The following is a 24,274-nucleotide window of genomic DNA, read 5'->3' as shown; positions in this document are numbered from 1 at the left end:
TTCGCACCTCCGAATTTCGTTCGCTCAAGGATCGGCTCTGCCGACAAAATCTCGGACGCAAAGCGCACCGCTCTGCGTGTTGGGCCGCTGCGTCACAAAAGAGTCACCTGCGGACGACGGGAGTTTTTTGGCCCCTCGCTGGCATTTTTCCATCTATGGGGCGCGGTGGCTCAATGACCGCAATTGCGCCAAGCCCGTGAACTCGGCGCTCACACGCGAGCGACTGCAATCGCTGCACAGCGGCAGTCCGAGGCGTCAGGCTCAGTGGATGTAACAGGTCGTGAGCAGCCCCTCACGACTGTTCCTGTAACGCGCGCATTTGGCCGCAGTAACTGGCCGTCTCATCTGTGAGCAGTCACGGTCATGAGCAAGCTGCTCGCGACGCAGGGCCACGTGGACACGTGGTTAGTCTTTTTGGCGCGGTGACCACGCAGATCGCAACCATGACATGTTGAGGTTCGTAATCGCAAGGTGCAGAAGTGCACCAATGGCAACCATATGAACCCGAGTTGCCCGACAAGCAGTCCGTCCGGACTAGCGTCAACGTAGTGGGCTAGCCCGGCCTACGAAGCCCCCAGAGCCAAAGCAGCCAGCGATGCCTAGGAGCATTCTTGAATTTTGCTCAAAATTCAAGCAAAGCTCTGCTCATAAAACTGAGCATCTGAGAGAAAACCTATTGAAATTCATAGAGTTAGCGGTGCCACAACATGCGTCAGAAGTACAAAACTCAATGAAAAAAGTACAAAACTCAGCGGAAATCGACAACAGCGTCAAGATGCTCTTCCCTCCTACGCCATTGCAGGAACTTATGGCCTTAGCACTCTCTCTAACTGAGTGCTAATATGAGATTCAAGTTACATGAAAGGACATCTGTCATGACCCTCCAGACTGCCCCTTCCGCGACCTCGCTGGCGCCCGTCAGCGCCTGGGCCCTGGTGCCACCGCTGGGGAATCTGGACGCCTACATCTCTGCCGCCAACCGCATCCCCCTGCTGACGCAGGAGGAGGAGCAGCGCTATGCGCGCCAGCTGCGGGAGGACGGCGACGTGGACGCGGCCGGCCGGCTGGTGCTGTCGCACCTGCGGCTGGTGGTGTCGATCTCGCGCCAGTACCTCGGCTACGGTTTGCCGCACGGCGACCTGATCCAGGAAGGCAATGTGGGCCTGATGAAGGCCGTCAAGCGCTTCGACCCCGACCAGGGCGTGCGCCTGGTCAGCTATGCCATGCACTGGATCAAGGCCGAGATTCACGAGTACATCCTGAAGAACTGGCGCATGGTCAAGGTGGCCACCACCAAGGCGCAGCGCAAACTGTTCTTCAATCTGCGCTCCATGAAGCAGGGTTTCAAGGCCGACGCGTCCGACACCCACCGCGACACCCTGTCCGAGCAGGAAATCGACCTGATGGCCGAGCAGCTGAACGTCAAGCGCGAGGACGTGATCGAGATGGAGACCCGCCTGTCCGGCGGCGACGTGCTGCTGGACCCTGCGCCCAGCGACGATGGCGAGCACGCCTTCGGCCCCATCGCCTACCTGGCGGACGCGGCGCACGAGCCCACGGCCATGATCGAGTCGCGCCAGCGCGACGAGCTGGCCACCGACGGCATCGCCACGGCGCTGGACAGCCTGGACGCGCGCAGCCGCCGCATCGTCGAGCAGCGCTGGCTGCACGTGAACGACGACGGCTCGGGCGGCATGACGCTGCACCAGCTGGCCGCCGAGTATGGCGTGAGCGCCGAGCGCATCCGCCAAATCGAGGTGGCAGCCATGAAGAAGATGCGCAAGGCGCTGGCCGAGTACGCCTGACCTTCGCACCCGCTCACTCGCCCGGCTGCAGCCGGGCGGATAATCCAAGGCGCGCTGCCCTCCCGGGCGGCGCGCTTTTTTCATGCCCGCGGCCTCTGCTGCGCCGCGTGCCGCACCATTACAGGAGATGCATCCCATGACCGCTCGCCGCCGCCTGCTTGCCCTGGCCGCCCTCGCCCTCGCGCCTGCCTTGGGCATCGCCCAGGGCACCGCCACCCCTGGCTGGCCGGCTAAAACGGTGCGCATCGTCGTGGGCTTTCCGCCCGGCTCCTCGCCCGACCTGACGGCGCGTACCTTTGCCGAGCCGCTGTCGCAGGCCCTGGGCCAGCCGGTCATCGTGGAGAACAAGGTCGGCGCGGGCGGCAACATCGGCGCCGACGCCGTAGCCAAGGCGACGGATGGCCACACCATCGGACTGTTCATCAACGGCAACCTGACCATTGCCAAGCTGATCAACCCGCAGGTGCCCTACGACCCGGCGCGCGACCTGGCGCCGCTGTCGCTGATCGGCGTATCGCCGCTGGTGCTCACGGCTCCCGTGGGCCAGGAAGGCGTGCCATCCACGGGCGACGCGCGTGCCTTCCTGGCCGCGGCGCGCGCTGCGGGCGACCGCTGGAGCTACGGCACGCCCGGCGTGGGCACGGTGGGCCACCTGGGCACGGAGCTGCTGAAGGCGCGCACCGGCATCAACCCGGTGCACATCCCCTACCCCGGCTACCCGCAGGTGGCGACTGCCATGGGCGGCGGGCAGCTGCAGATGGCGCTGCTGCCACCGGCGCTCGCGCTGTCGCAGGAGCGGGCCGGCAAGATCCGCCGCATTGGCGTGACTTCCGCCGGCCGCAGCACGCTGGCGCCCGAGGTGCCCAGCCTGGCCGAGGCCGGCGTGCGCGACTTCCAGCTGGAGATCTGGAACGCCTTTGCCGCGCCCGCAGGCATGCCCGCGCCCGTGCGCGAGCGCCTGTCGGCGCTGCTGGCCGACATCGCCCGCAGCCCGGACGTGCGCGCCAAGCTGTTCGCCCAGGGCTGGCAGGCCGTGGGCTCGTCCGCCGAGGGCCTGGCCAACCGCATGCAGGCCGACACGGCCGCCATGGGCCGGGTGATCCGCGAGCAGAAGATCACTGCGCAGTAGGCCCCGCCCCTGGGGGCAGCCCTGCCTCGGACGTTGACCGAGGTCATCCGGCGCCGCGGGCAGCGGCGGCACACTGGCGCTTGCGCAGCGCCCGGCTGCCGCCGTAACTCCCGTTTTGATAGCTGCCAGCGCTTGCCCGGAAAGGGCTGGAGGCCTTTTTCATGTCTAAAGCCTGCCCTCGTGCAAATCGCAGCAACGGCAGCCGTTGCGAACACTGCGCCTGCCAGCAGCAATGCATGCTGAGGCGGTTGGACCGGGAGCTGCCCCCGGCCTGGCGCGCCCCGGTGTCCGAAGCGCCCTTTCGCAAGGGCGAGGTGCTGCAGCGCCAGGGCGATGGCGCTGCCGGCGAGCTGCGCATGGTCAAGGTGGGCATGCTTCTCATGCAGCGCGGCGGCGCCGGGCGCGAGGGTGAGCGGCCCGTCGGTTTGGCCGGCTGCGGGCAGGTACTGGGCCTGCCGGCGCTGCTGGAGCTGCCGGCGCCGCTGTCTTTTGTGGCGGTGACGCCCGGGCGCCTGTGCCGCGTGGCACTGGCGCCGCAGTGCCAGGGCGACGCCGGTCTGCCAGCGAAGGTCATGCGCGAACTGGCGCGTGAGCAGCTGCAGACCGGCGCGCGCCTGGCGGACTGGGGCCGCATGGCCCGGGTGCGCGGCGTGGCCGCCCAGCTGGCGGGGGCGCTGCTGCAGCTGGCCGAGCTGCAGCGCAGCACGCTGGTGCGCCTGCCCAGCCAAGCGGTGCTGGCGGCACTCCTGGCCACCACGCGCGAATCGGTGGCGCGCGCCCTGGCCCTGCTGGCGCGCGAGCAGGCGCTGCTGCGCCGCGACCGCTGGCACTGCGAGATCGAGCGCGCGCAGCTGTCCGCCTGGGCCGAGGGCGGGCGCGGCAGGCCTGCGGCGGCAGCCTGACAAGCGGCCCTCAGGCCGGCACGGCGCCGTGCTCGCCCTGCTGGCGGGCATGCAGGGCCTGCACCTCCTGCGGCGGCAGCGCCTTGGCGAACAACCAGCCCTGGTACAGCTCGCAGCCCAGGGCGCGCAGCCACTGCAGCTGCTCGTCGCGCTCCACCCCTTCGGCCACCGCCCGCAGACCCAGGGTGTGGGCCAGGGCCAGCACGGCGCGCACCAGGGTGGCGTCGGCGGCGTCGTGCGGAACGCGGCGCAGGAATTCGCGGTCCACCTTGATGTGGGTGACGGGCAGCTCGCGCAGCCAGGCCAGCGAGGACTGGCCGGTGCCGAAGTCGTCCAGCGCCAGCACCACGCCCAGGGCGTGCAGTTCGGCCAGCACCTGGCGCGCCTGCTGCGGGTCGGCCATGGCCTGGGATTCGGTCACCTCCAGCTCCAGCCGGCCGGGGGGCACGCCGTGCTCGCGCAGGTTGCGCGCCACCTGCTCCACCAGATCACTCTGGCGCAGCTGCTGGGCCGACAGGTTGACGGCCACGCGCAGCTCCACGCCGGCGCGCTGCCAGCGGCCAATCTGCCGACAGGCCTCGGCCATGGCCCAGGCGCCCAGCTCCAGGATCAGCCCGGTGGCCTCGGCCACGGGCACAAAGCGCGCCGGCGGCACCTCGCCCAGCTGCGCGTCGCTCCAGCGCAGCAGCGCCTCCACGGCCACCATGCGACCACTGGCCACATCCACCTGGGGCTGGTAGAGCAGCCTCAGGCCGGAGCCTTCAGCCAGGGCCTGGCGCAGGCGTTCGTGCACCTGGATCTTCTCGGCCACCTTCTCGCCCAGCTCGGGCGTGTAGAAGGCGTGGCGCGCACGGCCCAGCTGCTTGGCCTGGTACATGGCCATGTCGGCGTAGCGCAGCAGGGTTTCGGCGTCGGCGGCGTCGCCGGGGCACAGGGCAATGCCCATGCTGGCACCGAAGTTCAGTTCGAAGCCCTGCACCCGGCAGGGCATGCACAGGCGCTGCAGCAGCCGCGCGGCCACGCACTCGGCCTCGTGGCGGTGGCGCACGTCCGGCAGCAGCACGGTGAACTCGTCGCCGCCCAGGCGGGCCATGACGTCGCCCGGCCGCAGCTCGCCCTGCAGGCGCTGCGCCACCTCGCGCAGCACCCGGTCGCCGGCGGCGTGGCCATAGCCGTCGTTGATGGCCTTGAAGTCGTCCAGGTCCAGCAGCAGTAGGGCAAAGGGCCGGCGCTCGGGCGCGCCGATGGCCTGGGCCAGCTGCTGGCCGAACTGCCAGCGGTTGGCCAGGCCGGTCAGGGTGTCGTGTGTGGCCTGGTAGTGCATGCGCGCCTGCAGCAGGCGCAGCTCGGAGATGTCGCGCACGAAGGCCACCACGGTGCCGCCATGCGCCGGCGAGTGGCCCAGGGCCACGTCCACCGGCACGTGGTTGCCGTCCCGGCGCACCAGCCACAGGTCCCGCCCCTGGCCCATGGCGCGGCGGGCCGGACGGGCGTGGTAGCGCTGCACGTGCGCGGCATGCGCCTGGCGCAGGGCTTGGGGCAGCAGCAGCTCCACGGGTTGGCCCAGCAGCTCGGCGCTGGAGTAGCCGCTGATGCTCTCCATCTGCGCGTTGACCAGCACGATTCGGCCCTGGCGATCCACGGCCAGCATGCCGTCGGGCGCGGCGTCCATGGCGGCCCGCTCCAGCGAGGTGGCGGGTAGGACCAGCGGCATGGGCGCGGGGTCAGGGGAACCGTCGAGGGCGGCAGCGGCGGCGGTGTGCATGCCGGCCACTGTAGGGTGCGGCGGCGGCCACGGCAGGCCCGTCAGGCGCCGAAGGTGACGCCGCCGGCAGTTTGCCCACCCGGCAGCGTGGGCCGGCAGCCACGGTGCCGGCTACTTGCCCGCCTCGTCCAGCAGCGCGCGCACGTCGGCGGCCAGGGCCTGGGCGCCGCTGCCGTAGCGGTGGTACAGGCGCAGGCGGCCGGCCGGGTCGTAGACGTAGTTGCCGGCCGAGTGGTCCATGGTGTAGCTGGTGGGCGTGCTGCCCTCCACGCGCTTGTAGTAGATCTTGAAGTCCTTGGCGACGGCGGCCAGCTCCTCGGGCGTGCCGCGCAGGGCGATGAAGCTGGGGTCGAAGCTGGCCATGTAGGCCTTAAGCACCTCGGGCGTGTCACGCTCGGGGTCCACGGTGACGAAGATGCCCTGCAGGCGCTCGCCATCGGCGCCCAGGGCCTGCTTGACCTCGGCCAGCTCGCTCATCGAGGTGGGGCACACGTCCGGGCACTGGGTGTAGCCGAAGAAGACGACCACCACCTTGCCAGCGAAGTCCTTCAAGCTGCGGCGCTGGCCGTGCTGGTCGGTCAGCGGCAGGTCGCGGGCGTAATCGGCACCGGTGACGTCCACGCCCTGGAAGCTCGCGGCCTTGGGCGAGCAAGCAGCAAGAAAAACGGCTGCAGCGCCCGTAGATACTGCGCAGGCAGCTACTTTTTTAAGAGCAAAACGGCGGTTGATGGTCGGCATTACAGAACGTAGTGGTCCACCAGCAGCGCGGCAAACAGCACGCTCAGGTGGATCAGGGAAAAACGGAAGGTCTTGCGCGCCAGCTGGTCGGAGTAGCGCCGCCACAGCACGAAGCCGTAGCCGCAAAAACCCAGACCCAGGCCGATGGCGGCCACCAGGTAGATCCACGAGCTCATGCCGTAGATGAAGGGCATCAGGCAGCCGGCGAACAGGATCAGCGTGTACAGGAAGACCTGCAGCCGCGTGAATTCGTTCCCGTGCGTGACGGGCAGCATGGGCAGGCCGGACTTGCGGTAGTCCTCCACGCGGTACAGCGCCAGGGCCCAGAAGTGCGGCGGCGTCCACAGGAAGATGATCAGGAACAGGATCAGCGCCTCGGGGCTCACCTGGCCGGTCATGGCGGCCCAGCCCAGCACCGGCGGCATGGCTCCGGAAGCGCCGCCGATCACGATGTTCTGCGGCGTCAGCGGCTTGAGGATGACGGTGTAGATGACGGCATAGCCCACGAAGGTGGCGAACGTCAGCCACATGGTTAGCGGGTTGACGAAGAAGTACAGCAGCGCCGAGCCGGCCGCGCACAGCAGCGCCGAGAACACCAGCGCCTGCGTGCTCGACAGCTCGCCGCGCGCCGTGGGCCGCCAAGCGGTGCGCTTCATGCGCGCGTCGATGCCGCGCTCCACCAGGCAGTTGAAGGCGGCCGCCGCCCCGGCCACCAGCCAGATGCCGGCACTGGCCAGCGCCATCTGGCCCCACTGCAAGGCCGAGGGCAGGCCGGGCACGGCCAGCACCATGCCGATGAAGGCACAAAACACGATCAGCTGCACCACGCGCGGCTTGGTCAGGGCGTAGAACTGCGCCACCCGCGGCGGCAGGGTGTGGGCGGCGTGGACGGTCGAGGGTGCGGGTGCGGCGCTCATGCGGAAGCTCTCTTTGCGGAAAGGGGCGCAGCGGCTGCGGCGACGGTCCTGGCCGTAGCCTGGCTGCGGCTGGCGGCCAGGGCCCAGGTCAGCACCACCACCAGCGCCGCGGCGCCTCCGGTGTGCAGCACGGCGGCAGCCAGGGGCCAGCCCAGCACCACGTTGGACAGGCCCGTGGCCAGCTGCGCCAGGGCCAGGGCCGCCAGCCAGCGGGCCTGCGCGCGCAGCGCGGCCACGCGCGCCAGGCGCCAGGCCAGCAGGCCCAGCGCTGCCAGCACCACGTAGGCGGCCAGCCGGTGCGTGTAATGGATGGCGGTGAGGGCGGCAAAGCTGATGTGGCTGCCGTCGCCGCGCAGACCCAGCGGACGCCACAGCTCGAAGCCCTCGGCAAAGGCCATGTCGGGCCACCACGAGCCCTGGCACTGCGGGAAGGTGTTGCAGGCCAGCACCGCATAGTTGGTGCTGACCCAACCGCCCAGCAGCAGTTGCGCCACCACCAGGGCCATGGTGCCGCCCAGCGCCAGCCGCAGGCCGCGCGGCAGGGGCTGGGCCGCCAGGCCCTGCACGCGCTGGCCCACACGAACGGCCTGCGCGCACAGCAGCGCCAGCAGCACGGCGCCGCCCAGCAGGTGCAGGGTGACGATGGCAGGGAACAGCTTCATGGTCACGGTGAGCGCGCCAAACGCGCCCTGCAGGCAGACCCAGATGAGCGTGAGCGTGGGCCACCAGGGGTTGATCAGCGCCGGCTCGGCGCCGCCCGTGCGCCGGCGGCGCAGGTGCTCGCGCCAGGCCAGCACGGCCAGCACGATGATGAGCACGCCCACGCCGGTGGCCAGGTAGCGGTGGATCATCTCGACCCAGGCCTTGCCGTGCGTGACCGGGCCGCTGGGCAGGGCTGCCTGGGCGGCGGAGATCTCGGCGCGCGCGCCCACCGGGCTGGCGCTGCCGTAGCAGCCCGGCCAGTCGGGGCAGCCCAGGCCGGAGTCGGTCAGCCGCGTGAAGGCGCCGAACAGCACCAGATCGAACGTCAAAAACAGCGTCAGCACCAGCAGCGCCTGCATGCGCGCGGCCGGGGTGCGGCCGCGGTGCTTGCGCCAGACCCAGGCCAGCGGCAGTGCGGCGATGAGCAGCCCCAGCGCCATCAGCTCCAGCACCGGCGCCAGGTCGTACAGCGGCTGCACGGACGAAGGCGCCATCAGCGCGGCTCCAGCGGCTCGCGGCCGGCCTTGTCCCAGGACGAGGAGGCGCGCAGCAGGCGCTCCAGGTCGCGCTTGGCGCGGGCGGCGCCGGCGCGGTCGAGCTGGGCGGGAAAGCGCATCATCCAGTTGCCTTGGGGGTCGACCACGTAGACGTGCTCGTCCAGCGCGTGGCCCTCGGCCGGGGCCAGCCACTGCTGCACCTCCTGCTGCGGGGCGCGCAGCACCGTGGCCTGGGCCAACGCGGGACCGATGTCGGCGGGCAGCGGGGCGTCATCGGTGACCAGCCAGACCCAGTCCATGCGGTCCTTGTCGCGGCCCATGCTCTCGCGCAGCTGGCGCTGCAGGTACAGGTTGTTGCGGCAGTTGTCGGCGCAGGCGCCGCCGGCGGCGCTGACCAGCAGCCACTGGCCGCGCAGCTCGTCCAGCAGGTGCGGGGCGCCGTCAGGGCTGGTGGCGCGCAGCGTGGCGGGCAGCGGGCGCTGCGGCTCGATCAGCTCGCCGAAGTTGCGCCGCCCCTCGGGCCGAATGACGTAGTAGGTGAAGTAGGACGCGATGACCGGCGCCGCGCAGACCAGCAGCAGGCCCAGCATCTGCCAGCGCCCGCGACGCGAGCGCTGCATCGCGGCCAGCGCGTCGCCGGCCTGCGGCAGGGTGTGCACCGTCAGGCCCAGCGGCTCGTCGGGGGCGGTGGCGCCCGCGCTGCGGGCGGAAAGATCAGGGCCGCGGGCGAGCGAAGCGTCGGACGAGTTGGAACCAGACATAGAGGATTGCCACCAGGGCGCACAGCCCGAACCATTGGAATGCGTAGCCGTAGTGCTTGTCCACGCCGTTGTCCACGGCGGGCCAGTCGCGCGACAGGCCATCGGCGCCAGCGCCGGTCTGCACCACGGACAGGGGCAGCAGCGGCAGGCCGGTCTCGGCGGCAAAGGCCGCCACGTCGAGATTTTGCCGGATGCGCGAAGACCCTGGGCCGGTGCCGGCCGGGGCCTGGAATTCATACAGCCGCGAGGGCGGGCCGGCCACGCGGCCCGGCAGCTGCACGTCGCCGGCGGGCGTGACCACTTCAGGCAGACGGGTGCGCTCCAGGAAGTCGCGCGGCACCCAGCCGCGCTGCACCAGCACGACGGCGCCCTGCCCCGCCCCGGCGGGCAGCGCCAGCCGCAGCGGCGTGAGCACGAAAAAGCCCGGGCGGCCGTACATCTGCCGGTTGTCGAGGAAGACGGTGGCGTCCTCCACCCACTGGCCGCGCAGCTGTACCTGGCGGTGCAGCAGCGGCTGCAGACCGTCCGCGTCGCGCACCTCGGCCAGGCGCGGCAGGGGCAGCGGCGGCTGGGCCGCGCGCTCGTCGATGGCGGACTGCACGGCCAGCTTGTGCGCGGCGCGCGACAGCTGCCAGCGCCCCAGCGAGGCGGTCAGCGCCATGGCCCCCAGAGCGGCCAGCGTGATGAGCCAGAAGCGCCAGCCCAGGCGTGTGCGGCGGTCGGTGTTCACCGGATAATGCGTTCCATGAAGATCCTCGTGGCCCTGGCGTTTCTCGCCATCATCGCCAGCCTGGCGTCGGCGCTGTTTTTCATGATGCGCGGCAGCCGGCCCGGCGAGGACGACCGCAAGCGTAGCGCGCGCATGGAGTGGTCGCTGGCGCTGCGCGTGGGGCTGTCGGTGGTGCTGTTCCTGTGCCTGCTGCTGGCGTGGAAGCTGGGCTACATCCAGCCCACGGGCCTGCCGGCCGCGCCGCAGTGACGGCGCTATTTAAACAGGAGCTGCCAGCGCTTGTGTGGTGCGGCTTTCGACCTTTTTTCATACGCAAACTGGCTAGCATAAAGCGCGAGCAGCTCTCATTTTGATAGCTACCTGCCGCCCGTAAGCCAGCCCGTAAAAAAAGCGCCTTGCGGCGCTTTTTTTGGGGCCTCGATCGGCTGGCGTGTCACATCCAGTACACCAGGATGTACAGGCCCAGCCAGACCACGTCCACGAAGTGCCAGTACCAGGCGGCGCCCTCGAAGCCGAAGTGGCGCTCGGCCGTGAAGTGGCCGCTTTGCAGGCGCAGCGTGATGAACAGCAGCATCAGCATGCCCACGAAGACGTGGAAGCCGTGGAAGCCCGTGAGCAGGAAGAAGGTGGAGCCGAACACGCCGGAGCTCATCTTCAGGTTCAGGTCCGTGTACAGGTGGTAGTACTCGTAGCCCTGCACGCACAGGAAGGTGATGCCCAGCAGCACGGTGATCCACATGAAGGCGATGGTGCGGCCGCGCTGGCCCAGGCGCAGCGCGTGGTGGGCGATGGTCAGCGTGACGCCGGAGGTCAGCAGCAGCGCGGTGTTGATGGTGGGCAGCCAGAACGGGCCGACGGTCTGGAAGGGCTCCACCGTGCCGGCCGGCGAACCCGTGGCGCCGGCCGCCAGGCTGGGCCAGACGGCCTTGAAGCCGGGCCACAGCAGGCTGTTGTCCACGCTGCCCAGCGCCGGCAACGAGTGGGCACGCGCCCACCACAGGGCGGTGAAGAAGGCGCCGAAGAACATCACCTCCGAGAAGATGAACCAGCTCATGCTCCAGCGGTACGACAGGTCGATCTTGCGCCCGTACAGGCCGCGCTCGCTCTCGTGCGCGGCCTCGCGGAACCACTGGAACAGCACGAACAGCCACCAGGCGATGCCGAACCAGAACGAGTACATGCCCCATTCGGTGCCGTTGATCCATTGGCTGGCCCCCAGGATCACGAAGAACAGCCCGGCTGCCGCGAAGATGGGGTGGCGCGACTCCGCGGGGACGTAGTAGTAGGGCGTGGCGCCCGGCGTGGTTGCACTCATGTCAGCTCCTCGATCTCAGTATTTCTCAAAGTTCCGGGTGTTCCCGTTGTTGTGTCGTCGTGTCGTTTGGCGGCCGGTCCGGGGCAGACGTTCAGGTCACCCATTTGACGATGCCGATCAGTATCAGCACGAAGGCAAACAGCGCGATCAAACCAATCAGCAGCACGTGCAGCGGCTGGATGCTCTGCAGGTCGCGCCGGTATTCGTCGCCCGCACGCAGGCCGATCAGCGACCAGGCCACGGCGCGCAGCGAGCGCAGCAGCGAGGTCTTGCCCTGCTGCGAGCCCGGCCGGGACGCGCCGCCGCTCATGCACCGCCTCCTGCGCCAGCGCCTGCGGGCGCCGCCGCGGTGGACTGCGGCGCGGCCGGCGTCTTGCCGCCCACCTCGAAGAAGGTATAGGACAGCGTGATGGTGGTCACGTCCTTGGACAGGCGCGGGTCGATCACGAAGGCCACGGGCCACTCCTTCTTCTCGCCCGGCTCCAGGGTGTACTGGTTGAAGCAGAAGCACTCCAGCTTGGTGAAGTGCGCCGCGGCCTGGCGCGGCGCGTAGCTGGGGATGGCCTGGGCCGCCATGCGGCGGTTCTGCACGTTCTGGAACTCGTACATGACGGTGGTCAGCTCGCCCGGGTGCACCTGGATGGAGCTTTGCGCCGGCTTGAAGTCCCACGGGCCGCGTGCGTTGGCATCGAACTGCACGGTGATGGTGCGGCTCTTGTCCACCTGGCTGTTGGCCGGTATGCGGGCGTTGGGACCGGCCGAGCCGTTGCCCGGCACCAGCCGCTCGGACAGCGACAGGATGTTGATGCCCGTGGCCTCGCAGATGGACTTGTAGATGGGGATCAGCACGTAGCCGAAGGCAAACATGCCCAGGGCGACCACGCCCAGCTTGCCCACCATCTTCAGGTTTTCACCCTTCACACCCATCGCCAATGCCTCCTCATTGATTACCCGGCCTGCCCGCGTGTAAGCATGGCGTTCGCTCAGTGCAGCCAGACGATGCGCACGACGAAGCCCAGCAGAAACACCAGCGCCAGGGACGCCAGGATCAGGCCCAGGCGGACGTTGGCTTTTCGCTTGTCTTCAGGCAGGGCCATGCTTGCGCTCCGGTGCTGCTGGTCGGCCATCAGCCGATCACGCGCGTGGCGGTGGCATCCAGCTTCGGGGGCTCGACGAAGGTGTGGAAGGGTGCCGGCGAGGGCACTTCCCATTCCAGGCCTTCGGCACCTTCCCAGGGCTTTTGCGGCGCGGGCACGCCGCGGCCGCTCATGGCCGGCAGCACCACGAACAGGAAGAAGTACACCTGCATCAGGCCGAAACCAAAGGCGCCGATGGAGGCGATCATGTTGAAGTCGGCGAACTGCATGGGGTAGTCGGCGTAGCGACGCGGCATGCCGGCCAGCCCCAGGAAGTGCATGGGGAAGAAGGTGAGGTTGAAGGTGATCATCGAACCCCAGAAGTGGATGCGACCGCGCGTCTCGCTGTACATGTGGCCGGTCCACTTCGGGCTCCAGTAGTAGTAGCCGGCGAACATGGCGAACAGTGAGCCGGCCACCAGCACGTAGTGGAAGTGGGCCACGACGTAGTAGGTGTCCTGCAGCTGGATGTCCAGCGGCGCCATGGCCAGGAACAGGCCGGTGAAGCCGCCGATGGTGAACACGAAGATGAAGCCCACGGCCCACAGCATCGGCGTCTCGAACGTCATCGAGCCGCGCCACATGGTGGCCGTCCAGTTGAAGATCTTCACGGCCGTGGGCACGGAGATCAGCATGGTGGCGTACATGAAGAACAGCTGACCCGTCACCGGCATGCCGGTGGTGAACATGTGGTGCGCCCAGACGATGAACGACAGGATCGCGATGGCCGCCACGGCGTACACCATGGAGGCATAGCCGAACAGGCGCTTGCGGCTGAAGGCGGGCACGACCTGGCTGACGATGCCGAAGGCCGGCAGGATCATGATGTAGACCTCGGGGTGGCCGAAGAACCAGAAAATGTGCTGGTACATCACCGGGTCGCCGCCGCCGGCGGGATTGAAGAAGCTGGTGCCGAAGTGGCGGTCCGTCAGCGTCATGGTGATGGCGCCGGCCAGCACGGGCATGACGGCGATCAGCAGGTAGGCGGTGATCAGCCAGGTCCAGCAGAACATGGGCATCTTCATCAGCGTCATGCCGGGAGCGCGCATGTTCAGGATGGTCACGATGATGTTGATCGAGCCCATGATGGAGCTGGCGCCCAGGATGTGCATGGCGAAGATGCCGACATCCATGGACGGGCCCATCTGCAGCGTCAGCGGCGCGTACAGCGTCCAGCCCGCGGCGGGCGCGCCGCCGGGCATGAAGAACGAGCCCACCAGCATGCAGGCGGCAGGCACCATCAGCCAGAAGCTGAAGTTGTTCATGCGCGCAAACGCCATGTCCGAGGCACCGATCTGCAGCGGCAGCATCCAGTTAGCGAAGCCCACGAAGGCCGGCATGATGGCGCCGAACACCATGATGATGCCGTGCATGGTGGTGAGCTGGTTGAACAGCTCGGGGTTGACCAGCTGCAGACCGGGCTGGAACAGCTCGGCGCGAATCAGCATGGCCAGCACGCCGCCAATCATCAGCATGGTGAAGGAAAACAGCAGGTACAGCGTCCCGATGTCCTTGTGGTTGGTGGCGTACAGCCAGCGCCGCCAGCCGGTAGGGCCGTGGTGATGGTGATCGTCGTGCCCGTGGGCGTGGCCCGCTCCGCCGTGTCCCTGGTTGTCCAGAACTGCGCTCATGACTAAGGTCCTCTTCAATCCGTGCAATGGGCGGCTTTACTTGCCGCGCTGGGCCACGATCTCGGCTGGCTGCACCAGCTGGCCGCTCTTGTTGGACCAGGCATTCTTGGTGTAGGTGACGACGGCCGCCAGATCGGTGTCGCTCAGCTGCTTCCACGGCGGCATGGCACCGCCGGCCGCGCCGTTGAGCACGATGTGGATCTGCTTGGTGTGGTCCTGATCGAGCACCACGGCCGAGCCGTCCAGGGGCTTGATGGGGCCTGCGCCCTTGCCGTTGGCCTGGTGGCAGGCGGCACAGTTGGCGGCGTAGACCTTCTCGCCACGCGGCATCAGGGCCTCCAGCGTCCAGACCTTGTTCGGGTCATCCTGCTTGGCGGCGGCCTTCTTCTTTTCCTCCGCCACCCAGGCGGTGTACTCCGGCGCGGAAACCACCTTCACGTGGATGGGCATGTAGGCGTGCTCCTTGCCGCACAACTCGGCGCACTGGCCGTAGTAGTCACCCACCTTTTCGGCGCGGAACCAGGTGTCGCGCACGAAGCCGGGAATGGCGTCCTGCTTGATGCCGAAGGCCGGCACCATAAAGGAGTGGATCACGTCGTTGGCAGTGGTGATCACGCGCACCTTCTTGCCCACGGGCACAACCAGCGGGTTGTCCACCTTCAGCAGGTAGTCGGGCGGCGCCTTGGAGACGTCGCCGCTGTCGGACATCTGGCGGTGGCTGCTGTCCAGCGTGGAGATATAGGCCAGGCCTTCGCCCTCGCCGGCGATGTAGTCGTAGCCCCACTTCCACTGGTAGCCGGTGGCCTTGATGGTCAGGTCGGCGTTGGTGGTGTCCTTCTGGGCCACCAGCACCTTGGTGGCGGGCAGCGCCATCAGGATGACGATGACGAAGGGGATGATGGTCCAGGCAACCTCGACGGTGACGGACTCGTGGAAGTTCGCTGCCTTGGCGCCGCGCGACTTGCGGTGGTGCCAGATGGAATAGAACATGACCCCGAACACGCCGAGGAAGATCACCGTGCAGACGATGAGCATCATCCAGTGCAGGAAGTGCTGCTCCTCGGCGATCCTGGTGACCGGCGGTGGCAGGTTGAGCTGATTGACGGCAGGGCCGCCGGGAAGGTCCTGCACGGCGTGGGCCGCGGTGGCGACCCAGGCTGAGCCTGCCAGCAGCAACGAACCCAGCTTGTTGGATATGCGCTTCATCGTTCTCACTTTTTTCCTAAGCTCCAATTGACCAATTCCCTGCTGCCCGCACGCATGTGATGCATTCAGCGGCTCATCAGTCCAGGCCGCTCCCGGGCGTCCTGTTGTCTCCATGATGCGGTGCGGGGCTGCCGCCACGCGCTGGGACGAAACCTCCCGCTGCACCCAGCATGCCCAGGGCCACAAGACGCGGCAATCCGCGTTAGTCCCGAGCAGTGGGTAATAGTTAATGGCGCAAATCAAAGGCCTGACCGAGCGAAAAAACGCCCGCACCAGGCCCGTCAGATGCGACAAACAGGCCCGGCGCTACCGGGCCGCAGGAAGTTCCCAATCCGCAAGCAAAATTTATTGTAGCTCGCATTGATCGGCATCATTGACAGGCGTCGCACGCCCATCCACGGCCTTCAGCGCTTGCCGCGCAGCATGGCGCGCATGTCCTGCAGCGACACGGCGCTCTCGCCATCCACACGCACCCGCGGCGCGGGCTTGATGGCGTGGCCGTAAACGATTTCGAAGGTCAGCGCCAGCTGGCCGCCCTGCGCCGGATCGGCCAGCCGCTCGGCCAGCTGCTGCTGCAGTTGCCGGTGCCAGCGCCTGCCGCGCAGGCCGGCAAAGCGCTGCGGGTGCAGATTGCGCCCCAGGCCGCGCAGTTCCTGCAGCAGCCGCTCGGGCGTGGCGAAGATCAGGGTGATGCGCTCCATGTCCATCACCGGCTCGGAGAAACCGGCGTGCATCAGCATGTCACCCCAGTCATGCATGTCGGTGAAGGCGTGCGCGGGCTCGGGCCAGCCCAGGCTGCCGTACAGGGCGCGCAGTTCGCGCAGCGTGTCCGGCCCCAGGCAGGAGAACATGAGATAGCCGTCCACCGCCAGTGCACGGTGCCAGGCCTTGATCAGCGCCTGCGGGTCGGCCGCCATGTGCAGTGCCATGCTGGACCACAGCATCTGCACGCCGCCGTCGGGCGGCACGCCGAAGCGCGGGGCGGCGCCGGACCAGCGCGCCGGACTCCACCAGGGCCGCGCCAGCCGGTCCTGGGCCGCTGCCAGACCTTGGGGCGAGGAGGTCTCGGCCACGTGGCTGACCGCCTGCGGGAAGTGCTGCGCCACCAGCGCATGGGCCTGCATGCCGCCGCGCAGCGGATCCCAGTCGCACCACGCGGCTGGCGGCTGCACGATCCACTGCAGCCGCTCGTACATGCGCCGCGCCACTTCCTCATGCAGCCACGGAGACTCGGGCGCCACACTGGCATGCCAGCGCGCAGCGGCCTGGGGGTCGATGGTGGGAGGCAGTTGCTCGGGCATGGGGACAAAGACAGGGACGGCCGCTGAGGCCGACGAGTATATTGATCCGATGCCCTTTGCCCCGGTCCTGTCCGCCCTGGCGCGGCACGCTGCAGCGCTGGTGCCCAGCCAGTGCGCGCTGTGCCACGCCTGGCCGGCGCAGCGGCTGTGCGCGGCTTGCCGGCTGCAGTTCGCGGCGCCTGCGGCGCGCTGCGGCAGCTGCGCCAGTCCGGTGGCGCCCGGCGTCGACCGCTGCGGCGCCTGCCTGCGCGAGCCACCGCCGCTGCAGGGCTGCGTGGCCGCGGTGGAATACGGCTATCCCTGGGCCGGCGTGATCGGGCAATTCAAGTTCCAGGCCGATCCCGGCTGGTCCGCCACGCTGGCAACGCTGATGCGGGCCGCGCCCGGCGCGTCCGACCTGCTCCAGCAGGCCGAACTGGTGCTGCCCGTGCCGCTGGCACCCCGGCGGTTGCGCGAACGCGGCTACAACCAGGCGCTGCTGCTGGCCCGCGCCCTGCAGGTGGGCTCCCGCCTGCGTTCCGGCCTGCTGCTGCGGCTGCACGACACCGACGCGCAAAGCGGCCTGGGCCGTGCCGCCCGCCTGCGCAATCTGCGCGGCGCCTTCGCACTGCAGCCGCTGGCCGCCGGCGCCGTGCAGGGCCGGCGCGTCCTGCTGGTGGATGACGTGATGACCACTGGCGCCACGCTGCACGCGGCCGCATTGGCGCTGCACGCCGCCGGCGCGGCCCATGTCGATGCGCTGGTAATGGCGCGTACGCCCTCTCGATACGATTGATTACCAAAAGAGGGGCAAGGCACGCCGCAACCCTCTATATAGGCAAGGGTTCCCAATCACAATAGTGCACATGTTTCACATCGTCTTGGTCGAACCCGAGATCCCGCCCAACACCGGCAATGTGATCCGCCTGGCGGCGAACACCGGCTGCACGCTGCATCTCGTGGAGCCGCTGGGCTTTTCCATGGACGACGGCTTGCTGCGCCGCGCCGGACTGGACTACCACGAATACGCCGAGGTACGCCGCCACGCTGGCTGGACAGCCCTGCTGCGCGAGGAGGAGCCCGACCTGTCGCGCATGTTCGCACTGACCACGCACGGCACGCAGTCGGTGTACGACACAGCCTTCCTGCCAGGCGACTGGCTGGTGTTCGGCGCCGAGTCGCGCGGGCTGCCGCCCGTGCTGCGCGAGACCTTTCCGCCCACGCAGCGCCTGCGCCTGCCCATGATGCCGGCGCAGCGCAGCCTGAACCTGTCCAACGCCGTGGCCATCACGGTGTATGAGGCCTGGCGGCAAAACAGCTTCCTGTCGGCCACCGCGGCCGCAGGCCCTCAGGCCCTGGCGCCGTAGCTGCGCACCAGCGCCTCGGCCACGCACACCGGCTTGTCGCCGCCCTCGCGCTCCACGGCCACCTCCCAGGTCATCTGCATGCCGTCCGGCGGCACCGCCTCGGCGGCAGTCAGCGCCAGGCGTGCGCGCAGCCGGCTGCCGGCGGGCACGGGCGCCGGAAAGCGCACCCGGTTCAGCCCGTAGTTGACGCCCATCTTCGTGCCCTCGACCTCGAAGGCCGCCTCCATGAAGCGCGGCAGCAACGACAGCGTCAGAAAGCCATGCGCGATGGTGGTGCCGAACGGCCCGGCCGCCGCCCGCGCCGGGTCGGTGTGGATCCACTGGTGGTCACCCGTGGCCTGGGCGAACAGGTCGATCTGCGCCTGAGTGACGTCGATCCAGTCGGTGACGGCCACTTCCTGCCCGATGCTGGCAGTGACCTCGGAATAGCTGCGGAAGGTCTTTTTCATGGCCGGCCACTGTAGCGAGTGCCCTGGCGGGCCTCTGTCCAGTGGGCGACTGCGCCCGGCCCGGCGGCGCCACTCAGGCGCCCTGTCCGCCCCGCTTGACGAAGAACAGGCCCGCACCCACCGCCATCAGCAGCGAGCCGAAGACGCGGTTTTGCGCCCGCATGGCGCTGGCGCTCTGCATCAGGCGGCGCAGCGCACTGGCGCCGGCGGCATAGCCGCTCATCACGATCAGGTCCACCACGACCAGGGTGGCGGCCATCACCATCAGCTGCTGCCACAGCGGGCGCGTGTCGGTCATGAACTGCGGCAGCACGGCCACCATGAACAGGATGCCCTTGGGGTTGGTGGCGTTGGTCAGCGCGCCGGTGAAGACGCGCCGGCGCAGGCTCATGGGTGCGGCAGCCACGTCGCCGCCCAGCGTACCAGCGCTGCCGGCGCGCCACTGGCACCAGCCCAGGTAGATGAGATAGCAGGCGCCCAGCACCTTGACCACGCTGAAAGCCAGCTCCGATGCGATCAGCAGCGAGCCCACGCCGGCGCCCGCCACCACCAGGATGAACAGCAGGCCCAGCTCCAGCCCGACGATGGTGCCGCCCGCGCCGCGCACGCCGTAGGACAGGCCATGGCTCATGGACAGCACCGCGCCCGAGCCGGGTGAGATGGCAATCACCCACGACGCCGCGAAAAATGCCATCCAGGTATGCCAGTCCATAGTGCGCGACGCCAGTAAAAAAGAGAAGGGAACGGGGAAAGAAGGCCGCGATTCTACGGGCGCACCGCTTTGCCATGCAGCGCCTAGGCGGCTGCAGCATACAAGCCAAATGGGCCTCCAGCCCTTTCCACACAAGCGACAGCCGCTATTTATTACATAGCAAATCCCGGGCCGCCCCTCGGCCGCGCCCGCTGGTGCCACAATTTCCCCCGGCCATCCGGCCGCGCGTTTCCCCTCTCCCTACTTCCACCATGGCCCAAGCGCCCGTCTGGCTCACCTACGGCTTCACCTACCTGGCCGCGGCGGTGATCGCCGTGCCCATCGCCCGCGCCCTGGGCCTGGGCGCCATCATCGGCTACCTGGCGGCCGGCATCGCCATCGGGCCCTGGGGCCTGGGCCTGGTGAGCAACGTGCAGGACATCCTGCACTTCGCCGAGTTCGGCGTGGTGCTGATGCTGTTCCTGGTCGGGCTGGAGCTGCAGCCCAGCCGGCTGTGGAGCCTGCGCCGTCCCATTCTGGGCCTCGGGCTGGCGCAGATGGCCGGCTGTGCCGTGGTGCTGTGGGCCATCGCCTGGGCGCTGGGCCTGCCCTGGCGTGTGGCGCTGGTGGCGGCCCTGGGACTGGCGCTGTCGTCCACGGCCATCGCCCTGCAGGTGCTGGCCGAGCGCAACCTGATGCGCACCGACAGCGGCCAGAAGGCGTTTTCCATTCTGCTGTTCCAGGACGTGGCGGCGATTCCGATCCTGGCGCTGCTGCCCCTGCTGGGCGCCGCCGCCGCGCACCATCCGCACGGCCCGGGCGACCTGGGGCTGGAGGCGCTGCGCACCGCCGCCGTGGTGGGCGCCATCGTGCTGGGCGGGCGCCTGCTGCTGCGCCCGGTGCTGCGCTGGATCGCGCGCAGCAAGCAGCCGGAGATCTTCACCGCCACCTCGCTGTTCCTGGTGGTCGGCATCGCCATGCTGATGCTGTGGGTGGGCCTGTCCATGGCCCTGGGCGCCTTCCTGGCCGGCGTGCTGCTGGCCGACAGCGAGTATCGGCGCGAGCTGGAGACCGACATCGAGCCCTTCAAGGGCCTGCTGCTGGGCCTGTTCTTCATCGCCGTGGGCATGAGCATCGACTTCGGCGTGCTGGCGCGCGCGCCCTGGGCCATGCTGGGGCTGCTGCTGGGCTTTCTGGTCGTCAAGGGCGTGGTCATCTGGCTGCTGGCGCGCGCCAGCGGCATGCCCTACCGCGAGAGGCCGGTGTTCACGCTGGTGCTGGCGCAGGGCGGAGAGTTCGCCTTCGTGGTCTTTCAGACCGGCGCCAACTTCGGCGCCATCGGTGGCGACGCGGCCTCCATGCTGATCGGCGCGGTGGCGCTGTCCATGCTGCTGTCGCCGCTGCTGCTGGTGGCGGTGGACCGTGCGCTGCTGCTGCGCCACGCGCGCCTGGGCCCGCCGGCCACCCCGCCCGTGCCCGACGAGCGCACCCTGTCGGAGCCGCCGCAAAGCGCGCCCATCATCATTGCCGGCTTCGGCCGCTACGGGCAGATCGTCGCCCGCATGGTGCTGGCCCAGGGGCTGGAAGCCACAGTGCTGGACCACAGCGTGGAGATGCTGGAGGTGGCCCACACCTTCGGCTACCGCGTCTTCTACGGCGACGCCACCCGCGTGCCGCTGTTGCGCCTGGCCGGCGCCGGCAGCGCGCGCGTGCTGGTGGTGGCGGTGGATGCGCCCGAGCAGTCTTTGAAAATCGTGCAGGCCGCGCGCAAGCACTTCCCGCACCTGCAGATCGTGGCCCGCGCGCGCGACGTGACGCACTGGCACGCGCTGCGCGACCTGGGCGTGCAGCACGTCGAGCGCGAGCTGTTTCGCGCCAGCGTGCTGAGCGCGCGCACGGTGCTGGAGCTGATGGGCGAGAGCCCGCAGGAGGCCGCTGCCTTCGCCGAGCGTTTCACGGCGCACAACATGGCCCTGTCCGAGCGCATGTACGCGCACCAGGGCGACCGCGAGGCCATGCTGGCCGTCGCCCGCCAGGGCCGCCAGCAGCTGGTCGAGCAGCTGGCCAAGGAGCGCCAGGAGCGCATGGCCGCGGCCGGCGCTGAGCGGCCGCCCTTCCAGCCTTGAAAGAAAAGAGCCTGCAGCGCCCGCCAGGCAAGCGCTACAAGCTCCTAATTCAGTAGCAAAAGGACTCAGTCGGCGCGTGCGCCCGACTCCTTCACCACCTTGCCCCACTTGGCGGTCTCGGTCTTGATGAAGGCGGCGAACTGCTCGGGCGTCTCGATCACTACCTCGCCGCCCTGCTCGGCGATCTTCTTCTTCACGTCGGGCTGGGCCAGCACCTTGGCCAGCGCGGCGTGCAGCTTGTCCAGCACCGGCTTCGGGGTGCCGGCCACGGCGAACATGCCGAACCAGGACGTGGCCTCATAGCCGGGCACACCGGCCTCGGCGATGGTGGGCACGTCGGGCAGCTCGGGCGAGCGCTGGGCCGTAGTCACGGCGATCGGGCGCAGCTTGCCGGCACGCACGTGCTGGATGGCCGAGGGCATGTTGTCGAACATGATGCCGATCTGGTTGCCCAGCAGGTCGGTCACGGCCGGGGCGCTGCCCTTGTAGGGCACGTGCACCATGTCCACCTTGGCCATGGTCTTGAACAGCTCGCCCGACAGGTGGATGGAGCTGCCGCTGCCCGAGGAGCCGAAGTTCACCTCGCCCGGATGGGCCTTGGCATAGGCGATCAGCTCCTGCACCGTCTTGAACGGCTGCTTGGGATTGGCCACCAGCAGGTTGGGCACGTTGGCCACGCGCGTCAGCGGGGCGAAGTCCTTGACCGGGTCGAACGGCATCTTCTTGTACAGCGCCTCGTTGATGGCGTGCGTGCCCACCGTGCCCATGAACAGCGTGTAGCCGTCGGCCGGCGCCTTGGCAGCCAAAGCGCCACCGATGTTGCCGCCGGCGCCAGCGCGGTTGTCCACCACGACGGACTGGCCCAGCTCCTTTTGCAGGCCCTGGCCGATCACGCGCGCCAGGATGTCGGTGGTGCCACCGGCGGAGAACGGCACCACGATGGTGATGGGCTTGGTAGGGAAGTCCTGCGCGGCGGCGCCCAGGGGCAGCGCGCCGGAGGCCAGGGCGGCCAGGCTGGTGGCCAGCAGCGTGCGGCGGGCAATAGGGCGGATGGAAGTCATATCGTGTCCTTGGGGTCGGTTTTTGGGAATGAAGGGGGCGCCGTCGCGGCGGAGAAGGAAAGCAAAGCAAAAGCGGGCTGGCGCTACACCCCGGCCACGCCGACGGTCATGCCACCGCACACGTACAGCACTTGGCCGGTAACGAAGCCGCTGCGCGCATCCAGCAGGTAGGACACGGCGTGCGCCACGTCCTCGGGCGTGCCCACGCGCTTGACGGGCACTGCGTCTACGATGGCCTGCGTGCGCGGCGCGCCGGGCGGGTTGGCGCGGTCGAACAGCTCGGTGCGGATGGGACCGGGGCCGATGGCGTTGGCGGTGATGCCGCAGCGTCCCAGCTCCAGCGCCCACACGCGCGTCATGCCGACCAGCCCGGCCTTGGTGGCGGAATACGCCGTGCGCAGCTCCTTGCCCAACGCGGCGCGCGAGGACATGTTCACGATGCGTCCGAAGCCCGCCGCCTGCATGCCAGGCAGCAGCGCCTGCATGCACTGCAGCGCGCAGCGCAGGTTCAGCGCCACGGCCAGGTCGAACTGCGCCAGCGTCTGCTCGGCGGCCTCGGCCGGCACCACGATGCCGACGTTGTTCACCAGGCGCGTGATGGGGCCGCCGGCCAGCGCCTGTTGCAGCGCGCGCGCCGTCTCGGCCGGGTCGGACAGATCGGCCTGGATGCCGCCGGGTACATGCTCCACATTGCGGTCGATGACCACCGGCTCGTAGCCGTCGGCGCGGCAGCGCTCGGCCGTGGCCGCGCCGATGCCGGCGCCGCCGCCGGTGATGAGCACGCGCTCCTTCAAAGGGGTGCTCATACGCGCTCCAGCACCACGGCAATGCCCTGCCCCACGCCGATGCACATGGTGGCGAGCGCGTAGCGACCGCCCAGCGCGTGCAGCTGGTTCACGGCCGTGGTGGCCAGCCGCGCGCCCGAGGCGCCCAGCGGGTGGCCCAGGGCAATGGCGCCGCCCCATGGGTTGACGCGCTTGTCGTCGTCCTGCAGGCCCAGGTCGCGCAGCACGGCCAGGCCCTGCGCGGCAAAGGCCTCGTTCAGCTCGATCACATCCATCTGCTCCAGGCTCAATCCGGTCTGCGCCAGCACCTTGCGCACGGCCGGCGCCGGGCCGAAGCCCATGATGCGCGGGGCTACGCCGGCCACCGCCATGCCGACCACGCGGGCGCGCGGCGTCAGGCCGTATTGCTGCGCGGCCGCTTCGTTGGCCAGCAGCAGGGCGCAGGCGCCGTCATTCACGCCGCTGGCGTTGCCGGCGGTCACCGTGCCGCCCTCGCGCACCACGCCCTTGAGCTTGGCCAGCGCCTCCAGCGTGGTGGCGCGCGGGTGCTCGTCCTGGCTGACGACGAGGGGCTCGCCCTTCTTCTGGGGGATGGTGACGGACACGATCTCGCGCGCCAGGTGGCCGGCGGCGATGGCGGCGGCGGCCTTTTGCTGGCTGGCCAGGGCCATGCGGTCCTGCGCCTCGCGCTCGATGCGGAAGTCATCGGCCACGTTCTCGGCCGTCTCGGGCATGGAGTCCACGCCGTACTGCTCCTTCATCAGCTGGTTGACGAAGCGCCAGCCGATGGTGGTGTCGTACACCGCGTTGCTGCGGCTGAAGGCGCTTTCGGCTTTGGGCATGACGAACGGCGCGCGGCTCATGCTCTCCACGCCGCCGGCGATCATCAGGCGCGCCTCGCCCGCCTTGATGGCGCGCGCGGCGGTGCCCACGGCGTCCAGGCCCGAGCCGCACAGGCGGTTGATGGTGGCGCCGGGCACGTCGATGGGCAGGCCGGCCAGCAGCGCGCTCATGCGCGCCACGTTGCGGTTGTCCTCGCCGGCCTGGTTGGCGCAGCCGTACAGCACGTCGTCCACGGCCGTCCAGTCCACGCCGGGGTTGCGCTCGATGAGCGCGCGGATGGGCAGCGCTCCGAGGTCGTCGGCGCGCACGCTGGACAGGGCGCCGCCATAGCGGCCGAAGGGCGTGCGGATGGCGTCGCAGATGAAGGCCTGGCGGTCTTGGCTCATGGTGTCTCCGGTGGGGAAAATGTCAAAAAAGTGAGCTGGCAGCGCTTATCTG

General features: G+C 69.1%; 25 protein-coding genes. 7 read left to right on the top strand and 18 right to left on the bottom strand.

The window, feature by feature from the left end:
* Nucleotides 1-875 precede the first annotated feature (875 nt).
* The 3 genes from rpoH (at nucleotide 876) to RT282_RS13610 (ending at nucleotide 3,836) form a co-directional block, all read left to right on the top strand.
* Nucleotides 876-1,805, top strand: a complete 930-nt coding sequence (gene rpoH, locus RT282_RS13620; protein WP_313314996.1) for an RNA polymerase sigma factor RpoH — start codon at nucleotides 876-878, stop codon at nucleotides 1,803-1,805.
* A 127-nt stretch (nucleotides 1,806-1,932) separates the two neighbouring features.
* Entirely contained in the window at nucleotides 1,933-2,934 is a 1,002-nt protein-coding gene (locus RT282_RS13615; RefSeq protein ID WP_409519490.1) for a Bug family tripartite tricarboxylate transporter substrate binding protein, read from the top strand.
* 236 nt (nucleotides 2,935-3,170) lie between these two features.
* A complete protein-coding gene (locus RT282_RS13610; protein WP_313314990.1) occupies nucleotides 3,171-3,836 on the top strand; it encodes a Crp/Fnr family transcriptional regulator in 666 nt (221 codons plus the stop codon).
* A gap of 10 nt (nucleotides 3,837-3,846) precedes the next feature.
* On the opposite strand, the gene RT282_RS13605 is transcribed toward RT282_RS13610, so the two are convergent.
* The 6 genes from RT282_RS13605 to RT282_RS13580 all read right to left on the bottom strand — a co-directional run bounded on the left by RT282_RS13605 (nucleotide 3,847) and on the right by RT282_RS13580 (nucleotide 9,946).
* On the bottom strand, nucleotides 3,847-5,601 hold the full coding sequence (locus RT282_RS13605) for a putative bifunctional diguanylate cyclase/phosphodiesterase (protein ID WP_313314989.1): 1,755 nt from the start codon (nucleotides 5,599-5,601) through the stop codon (nucleotides 3,847-3,849).
* Between the two features lie 111 nt (nucleotides 5,602-5,712).
* The gene (locus tag RT282_RS13600; RefSeq protein WP_312303800.1) at nucleotides 5,713-6,339 is read right to left on the bottom strand and encodes an SCO family protein; all 627 of its coding nucleotides are present in this window, start codon (nucleotides 6,337-6,339) and stop codon (nucleotides 5,713-5,715) included.
* Nucleotides 6,339-7,256 (bottom strand): heme o synthase, encoded by a 918-nt coding sequence (cyoE, locus tag RT282_RS13595; protein ID WP_313314986.1) that lies wholly within the window; start codon nucleotides 7,254-7,256, stop codon nucleotides 6,339-6,341. Before cyoE ends, RT282_RS13600 begins: the two co-directional genes overlap by 1 nt.
* The gene (locus RT282_RS13590) at nucleotides 7,253-8,452 is read right to left on the bottom strand and encodes a COX15/CtaA family protein (protein WP_313314983.1); all 1,200 of its coding nucleotides are present in this window, start codon (nucleotides 8,450-8,452) and stop codon (nucleotides 7,253-7,255) included. Before RT282_RS13590 ends, cyoE begins: the two co-directional genes overlap by 4 nt.
* A complete protein-coding gene (locus RT282_RS13585) occupies nucleotides 8,452-9,216 on the bottom strand; it encodes a hypothetical protein (RefSeq protein WP_313314980.1) in 765 nt (254 codons plus the stop codon). The genes RT282_RS13590 and RT282_RS13585 overlap by 1 nt, the downstream gene beginning before the upstream one ends.
* Nucleotides 9,170-9,946 (bottom strand): SURF1 family protein, encoded by a 777-nt coding sequence (locus RT282_RS13580; RefSeq protein ID WP_409519489.1) that lies wholly within the window; start codon nucleotides 9,944-9,946, stop codon nucleotides 9,170-9,172. The genes RT282_RS13585 and RT282_RS13580 overlap by 47 nt, the downstream gene beginning before the upstream one ends.
* 15 nt (nucleotides 9,947-9,961) lie before the next feature.
* Between RT282_RS13580 and RT282_RS13575 the strand changes: the two genes are divergently transcribed.
* Nucleotides 9,962-10,195: a twin transmembrane helix small protein gene (locus RT282_RS13575; protein WP_312303813.1), complete on the top strand. Its 234-nt coding sequence runs from the start codon at nucleotides 9,962-9,964 to the stop codon at nucleotides 10,193-10,195.
* A 184-nt stretch (nucleotides 10,196-10,379) separates the two neighbouring features.
* On the opposite strand, the gene RT282_RS13570 is transcribed toward RT282_RS13575, so the two are convergent.
* The 7 genes from RT282_RS13570 to RT282_RS13540 all read right to left on the bottom strand — a co-directional run bounded on the left by RT282_RS13570 (nucleotide 10,380) and on the right by RT282_RS13540 (nucleotide 16,535).
* Nucleotides 10,380-11,261: a cytochrome c oxidase subunit 3 gene (locus tag RT282_RS13570; RefSeq protein WP_312303814.1), complete on the bottom strand. Its 882-nt coding sequence runs from the start codon at nucleotides 11,259-11,261 to the stop codon at nucleotides 10,380-10,382.
* A gap of 91 nt (nucleotides 11,262-11,352) precedes the next feature.
* The gene (locus tag RT282_RS13565) at nucleotides 11,353-11,571 is read right to left on the bottom strand and encodes a DUF2970 domain-containing protein (protein WP_313314976.1); all 219 of its coding nucleotides are present in this window, start codon (nucleotides 11,569-11,571) and stop codon (nucleotides 11,353-11,355) included.
* A complete protein-coding gene (locus tag RT282_RS13560; protein WP_313314973.1) occupies nucleotides 11,568-12,188 on the bottom strand; it encodes a cytochrome c oxidase assembly protein in 621 nt (206 codons plus the stop codon). Before RT282_RS13560 ends, RT282_RS13565 begins: the two co-directional genes overlap by 4 nt.
* A gap of 56 nt (nucleotides 12,189-12,244) precedes the next feature.
* Nucleotides 12,245-12,358, bottom strand: coding sequence for a cytochrome oxidase small assembly protein (locus tag RT282_RS13555; RefSeq protein ID WP_313314971.1), 114 nt, complete (start codon nucleotides 12,356-12,358; stop codon nucleotides 12,245-12,247).
* Between the two features lie 29 nt (nucleotides 12,359-12,387).
* Nucleotides 12,388-14,028, bottom strand: coding sequence for a cytochrome c oxidase subunit I (gene ctaD, locus RT282_RS13550; RefSeq protein ID WP_313314968.1), 1,641 nt, complete (start codon nucleotides 14,026-14,028; stop codon nucleotides 12,388-12,390).
* A 36-nt stretch (nucleotides 14,029-14,064) separates the two neighbouring features.
* Complete coding sequence (coxB, locus tag RT282_RS13545; protein ID WP_312303823.1) at nucleotides 14,065-15,234, bottom strand: cytochrome c oxidase subunit II; 1,170 nt, start codon at nucleotides 15,232-15,234, stop codon at nucleotides 14,065-14,067.
* 404 nt (nucleotides 15,235-15,638) lie between these two features.
* Entirely contained in the window at nucleotides 15,639-16,535 is an 897-nt protein-coding gene (locus RT282_RS13540; RefSeq protein WP_313314965.1) for a biotin synthase, read from the bottom strand.
* Between the two features lie 49 nt (nucleotides 16,536-16,584).
* On the opposite strand from RT282_RS13540, the gene RT282_RS13535 reads away from it, so the two are divergent.
* Together RT282_RS13535 and RT282_RS13530 are read left to right on the top strand one after the other, a co-directional pair.
* A complete protein-coding gene (locus tag RT282_RS13535; RefSeq protein WP_313314962.1) occupies nucleotides 16,585-17,310 on the top strand; it encodes a phosphoribosyltransferase family protein in 726 nt (241 codons plus the stop codon).
* A gap of 70 nt (nucleotides 17,311-17,380) precedes the next feature.
* On the top strand, nucleotides 17,381-17,881 hold the full coding sequence (locus RT282_RS13530; RefSeq protein WP_312303831.1) for a tRNA (cytidine(34)-2'-O)-methyltransferase: 501 nt from the start codon (nucleotides 17,381-17,383) through the stop codon (nucleotides 17,879-17,881).
* Here RT282_RS13530 and RT282_RS13525 read toward each other — a convergent pair.
* Together RT282_RS13525 and RT282_RS13520 are read right to left on the bottom strand one after the other, a co-directional pair.
* Nucleotides 17,863-18,330: a MaoC family dehydratase gene (locus RT282_RS13525; protein WP_313314959.1), complete on the bottom strand. Its 468-nt coding sequence runs from the start codon at nucleotides 18,328-18,330 to the stop codon at nucleotides 17,863-17,865. The two genes, RT282_RS13530 and RT282_RS13525, sit on opposite strands and share 19 nt — an antisense overlap.
* Before the next feature lie 73 nt (nucleotides 18,331-18,403).
* A complete protein-coding gene (locus RT282_RS13520) occupies nucleotides 18,404-19,042 on the bottom strand; it encodes a LysE family transporter (protein ID WP_313314957.1) in 639 nt (212 codons plus the stop codon).
* 251 nt (nucleotides 19,043-19,293) lie between these two features.
* On the opposite strand from RT282_RS13520, the gene kefC reads away from it, so the two are divergent.
* Nucleotides 19,294-21,147, top strand: a complete 1,854-nt coding sequence (gene kefC, locus RT282_RS13515; RefSeq protein WP_313314955.1) for a glutathione-regulated potassium-efflux system protein KefC — start codon at nucleotides 19,294-19,296, stop codon at nucleotides 21,145-21,147.
* Nucleotides 21,148-21,212: 65 nt separating this feature from the next.
* Here kefC and RT282_RS13510 read toward each other — a convergent pair whose 3' ends face one another.
* The 3 genes from RT282_RS13510 to pcaF all read right to left on the bottom strand — a co-directional run bounded on the left by RT282_RS13510 (nucleotide 21,213) and on the right by pcaF (nucleotide 24,222).
* Nucleotides 21,213-22,208: a tripartite tricarboxylate transporter substrate binding protein gene (locus RT282_RS13510; protein WP_313314953.1), complete on the bottom strand. Its 996-nt coding sequence runs from the start codon at nucleotides 22,206-22,208 to the stop codon at nucleotides 21,213-21,215.
* Nucleotides 22,209-22,291: 83 nt separating this feature from the next.
* Entirely contained in the window at nucleotides 22,292-23,014 is a 723-nt protein-coding gene (locus RT282_RS13505; RefSeq protein ID WP_313314951.1) for an SDR family oxidoreductase, read from the bottom strand.
* Complete coding sequence (gene pcaF, locus RT282_RS13500) at nucleotides 23,011-24,222, bottom strand: 3-oxoadipyl-CoA thiolase (protein ID WP_313314949.1); 1,212 nt, start codon at nucleotides 24,220-24,222, stop codon at nucleotides 23,011-23,013. The genes RT282_RS13505 and pcaF overlap by 4 nt, the downstream gene beginning before the upstream one ends.
* Nucleotides 24,223-24,274: the final 52 nt, after the last annotated feature.

Origin of the sequence: Pulveribacter sp. (assembly GCF_032079985.1) — a bacterium.
Classification (GTDB): Bacteria; Pseudomonadota; Gammaproteobacteria; order Burkholderiales; family Burkholderiaceae_C; genus Melaminivora.
This window is presented reverse-complemented; position numbering and strand designations above follow the sequence as displayed.

Excerpts from the sequence above, each read along its gene's own strand:
- RT282_RS13540 (WP_313314965.1), bottom strand. The coding sequence starts at position 16,535 with ATGCCCGAGCAACTGCCTCCCACCATCGACCCCCAGGCCGCTGCGCGC.
- coxB (WP_312303823.1), bottom strand. The coding sequence starts at position 15,234 with ATGAAGCGCATATCCAACAAGCTGGGTTCGTTGCTGCTGGCAGGCTCA.
- RT282_RS13505 (WP_313314951.1), bottom strand. The coding sequence starts at position 23,014 with ATGAGCACCCCTTTGAAGGAGCGCGTGCTCATCACCGGCGGCGGCGCC.
- RT282_RS13570 (WP_312303814.1), bottom strand. The coding sequence starts at position 11,261 with ATGAGTGCAACCACGCCGGGCGCCACGCCCTACTACTACGTCCCCGCG.
- RT282_RS13575 (WP_312303813.1), top strand. The coding sequence starts at position 9,962 with ATGAAGATCCTCGTGGCCCTGGCGTTTCTCGCCATCATCGCCAGCCTG.
- RT282_RS13555 (WP_313314971.1), bottom strand. The coding sequence starts at position 12,358 with ATGGCCCTGCCTGAAGACAAGCGAAAAGCCAACGTCCGCCTGGGCCTG.
- RT282_RS13565 (WP_313314976.1), bottom strand. The coding sequence starts at position 11,571 with ATGAGCGGCGGCGCGTCCCGGCCGGGCTCGCAGCAGGGCAAGACCTCG.
- RT282_RS13610 (WP_313314990.1), top strand. The coding sequence starts at position 3,171 with ATGCTGAGGCGGTTGGACCGGGAGCTGCCCCCGGCCTGGCGCGCCCCG.
- RT282_RS13525 (WP_313314959.1), bottom strand. The coding sequence starts at position 18,330 with ATGAAAAAGACCTTCCGCAGCTATTCCGAGGTCACTGCCAGCATCGGG.
- RT282_RS13535 (WP_313314962.1), top strand. The coding sequence starts at position 16,585 with ATGCCCTTTGCCCCGGTCCTGTCCGCCCTGGCGCGGCACGCTGCAGCG.
- RT282_RS13530 (WP_312303831.1), top strand. The coding sequence starts at position 17,381 with ATGTTTCACATCGTCTTGGTCGAACCCGAGATCCCGCCCAACACCGGC.
- RT282_RS13600 (WP_312303800.1), bottom strand. The coding sequence starts at position 6,339 with ATGCCGACCATCAACCGCCGTTTTGCTCTTAAAAAAGTAGCTGCCTGC.
- pcaF (WP_313314949.1), bottom strand. The coding sequence starts at position 24,222 with ATGAGCCAAGACCGCCAGGCCTTCATCTGCGACGCCATCCGCACGCCC.
- RT282_RS13590 (WP_313314983.1), bottom strand. The coding sequence starts at position 8,452 with ATGGCGCCTTCGTCCGTGCAGCCGCTGTACGACCTGGCGCCGGTGCTG.
- RT282_RS13510 (WP_313314953.1), bottom strand. The coding sequence starts at position 22,208 with ATGACTTCCATCCGCCCTATTGCCCGCCGCACGCTGCTGGCCACCAGC.
- cyoE (WP_313314986.1), bottom strand. The coding sequence starts at position 7,256 with ATGAGCGCCGCACCCGCACCCTCGACCGTCCACGCCGCCCACACCCTG.
- rpoH (WP_313314996.1), top strand. The coding sequence starts at position 876 with ATGACCCTCCAGACTGCCCCTTCCGCGACCTCGCTGGCGCCCGTCAGC.
- RT282_RS13605 (WP_313314989.1), bottom strand. The coding sequence starts at position 5,601 with ATGCACACCGCCGCCGCTGCCGCCCTCGACGGTTCCCCTGACCCCGCG.
- RT282_RS13615 (WP_409519490.1), top strand. The coding sequence starts at position 1,933 with ATGCATCCCATGACCGCTCGCCGCCGCCTGCTTGCCCTGGCCGCCCTC.
- RT282_RS13520 (WP_313314957.1), bottom strand. The coding sequence starts at position 19,042 with ATGGACTGGCATACCTGGATGGCATTTTTCGCGGCGTCGTGGGTGATT.
- RT282_RS13560 (WP_313314973.1), bottom strand. The coding sequence starts at position 12,188 with ATGGGTGTGAAGGGTGAAAACCTGAAGATGGTGGGCAAGCTGGGCGTG.
- kefC (WP_313314955.1), top strand. The coding sequence starts at position 19,294 with ATGGCCCAAGCGCCCGTCTGGCTCACCTACGGCTTCACCTACCTGGCC.
- ctaD (WP_313314968.1), bottom strand. The coding sequence starts at position 14,028 with ATGAGCGCAGTTCTGGACAACCAGGGACACGGCGGAGCGGGCCACGCC.
- RT282_RS13585 (WP_313314980.1), bottom strand. The coding sequence starts at position 9,216 with ATGTCTGGTTCCAACTCGTCCGACGCTTCGCTCGCCCGCGGCCCTGAT.